This is a genomic window from Gilliamella sp. Nev6-6, assembly GCF_001690605.1.
Classification (GTDB): domain Bacteria; phylum Pseudomonadota; class Gammaproteobacteria; order Enterobacterales; family Orbaceae; genus Gilliamella; species Gilliamella apicola_C.
Genome location: NZ_LZHP01000095.1, coordinates 1 through 2,790 on the forward strand (window position 1 = coordinate 1; position 2,790 = coordinate 2,790).

1 protein-coding gene is annotated in these 2,790 nt (G+C 41.0%); it reads right to left on the bottom strand.

Annotated elements, in window-relative coordinates; translation table 11 throughout:
- A partial coding sequence (gene ltrA / locus A9G42_RS11940; protein WP_065653531.1) for a group II intron reverse transcriptase/maturase occupies window positions 1-1,344 on the bottom strand: 1,344 nt, incomplete at its 3' end.
- Window positions 1,345-2,790: the final 1,446 nt, after the last annotated feature.

Consider the following 2,790-nt stretch of genomic DNA (forward strand, 5'->3'; position numbering starts at 1 on the left):
ACCAAAGTTCCACACTCGATTAGCGGTTGTTTTAAAGTATTTCTCTTTAATCCAACGTTTGCCTTTCTTGCTGTGTCGTCTTTTGCTCCAATTCCATAAAGCCCGCCATATTAATGCATCCATATGCCCATAAGCTTCACTGGCGACTTGACTTCGGTGGTAGTTTGCCCACCCCCTTATCATTGGGTTAAGTATTTTTATTAAGTCTTCTTGTTTTATCATGCTTAACTTCTTTATCCTCTCTCTTACCTTGTTATAAAATGCTTTCACATTCTTTTTACTCGGTTTGATAATGATACTCTTGTTAAACTTTCTTACCGTCCAACCTAAAAAGTCAAAACCCTGCTCGATATGCACGATGTTGGTTTTTCTCTCCGATAGAGTTAATCCCCTTTCTTTGAGAAACGCCTTAACCACTGGGATAACCTTTTCTTCCAGTAACTCTTTCGAAATCCCTGATATGACAAAGTCATCCGCATACCTTACCATGTACGTTTTATGTTGCCTGATTTTCTTACTTGCTTTTTCACCGAAGTGTTCAGCGAGCACTTTCTCTAAGCCATCTAACGCCATATTCGCTAGTGTCGGGGAAATTATGCCGCCTTGCGGTGTTCCTTCCTCCGTTGCTTTTACCTGCCCCATATCCACAACGCCCGATTTTAACCATTTCTTTAATATCCTTTTATTCATTGGGATATTATTTATTAACCATTCATGGCTAATATGGTCAAAACAGCCCTGTATATCTGCATCTAATACCCACTGCGCAGGTTGGTTTGTTTCCCTCCCTTTGTGCGAGTATATTCGATGTATATGTGTTATCGCATCTGCCGTTGACCGATTAATGCGAAACCCATAGGAGCCTTTGTCCGCTGTTGTTTCTGCTACAGGCTGAAGGGCAAATAGATAAAGCGCTTGCATTGCTCTGTCTTTCATAGTCGGAATACCCAAAGGGCGTTTCTTTCCATCAGACTTTGGGATATATACTCGCCTAAGTGGCATGGGTTTATATCCCTTACTTGTCAACGTTGCAATCGCTTGCCATTTTGCCTCGGCAGTTGACCATGCTACTTTGTCAACTCCCGTAGTCCTTTTACCTCTGTTTTCAGTCACTCTTCTTACTGCTAATTGCTTAGCATAAGTCGAGCGTGTTAATAATCTTTGCAATCTTTTCACTTTGCGCCAATTATTCTCAAGTGTCGCTTTCGCAATCCTACTCTGCAATCCTTTAACATGTCTTGTTGCTTTGACCCAGTCAATACTGTGCCATTTACGAGCCATGTCAGAGGTCGCTGGAGCTGGACTCTTATTAGCCTTTAAGCTATTATGAGCTTGCTCTTTCATACTTACCTCTTGATACAAGAAGTAGCAGAAATTACTTGATTTTGGTGAATAACTACCAAGGAACCACCACGTTACGGTGGTAGTTATTCAGTAAATCAAATAACTCTACCACGATGTAACATGGTTAATGATTGAGTTTTGAGTTTGGCGTCTGCTTGTCACAGATGAATTACTTCCCAATAATTCATTTTAAACTGTTAGGCATTCGTCAGCTCATCCCTCGCCTAAAATAATTCCATTAGAAATTATCCACTAAAGGATTAGCCCGTCATCTTGCGACGGAAGACCAGTTAGAAGTCTGCACCCTTTCGGGTTAGGTTATGTTTCACACCCTATGTTAGCCATTACAGCCAACCCTTCGCTTTCTCTAACCTCCTTTACCTGCACACTCAACAGCATTGCTTACGCTCTGCCTGCCGTACACTCTTCCATTTTCCGTATATATACGGTTGCTGAATTGTGGACGGCAAATGTACAGGCTTACCAAGTTCCGTTATTACCACACGAATAGTTAAGATGTAGACTGTCCGCCGATAGTCGTATGATGGCGTATTCCCACGATAAAAAGGAATAACCCACTATGCACCTTTTGGTTAAAGCCTATCAGTAGCTTTGGCTTTGTCAGCATTACGACGTTTATCATCTATTCACTTACGTTCATCTTTCTATTCAGTCTAGCCCCTCATAACCTGCTACTGGTTATTACTTAGTTTCACCTCACGGTTACACTAACCTTGCTATTCCTCAAGGGGGTACATTGTCGGGAAGCTCCGCACCAGACCGTTACCCGTCTCGCACTATCCCTAGACTACTACTCGCCATAAAGTAGGTTGGCTCACGCTCTCGCTTAATTGCTAGCTCGTTCCAACAATGGCAATAACAGCTTATGCACTGCTCATAAAACTGCTCGAGTGAAATAAATAGGCTTTTACACCTGATATTTTACCAATAATATATTGTAGACATGATTCTCTATTGCCCCTTCATTATCAACCTTAAAGTTAGTATTACGCTTAACTTTAATATTATGTTGATTAATGTTGCGACTAATCACTTTGTCTATATTGTAATTACTTTCTTAATGTTTTACCCTGTGGTTTTAAATAAACCCTGGACATTAAGTCGTATCTTATTAGTTAAAAAGAGACGTCGGCAATCGTTTTATTGCTCGCCTTGTAGTTGTGTATAGTCCAACTATGACTGGAGAGTGTAAGACTCTCAAAAGGCTCCAGTTTACTTCATGGCGAAGTTTTGATGTCAGCTATATCTTCGGCTCATCATGTAGTTGTATATAGTTCAACTCTGGACTGGTAAGGTTTATACCTTACAAAGGGCTTACAAGAATACGTCCCCTCTTGTATACGGGTTGAAAGGTTATCTCTATAACGCTTTCTGTATTATCTCCCTTTCGGGAGTATGAAGGCTCCCTCGAGGAGTTTACAAGCT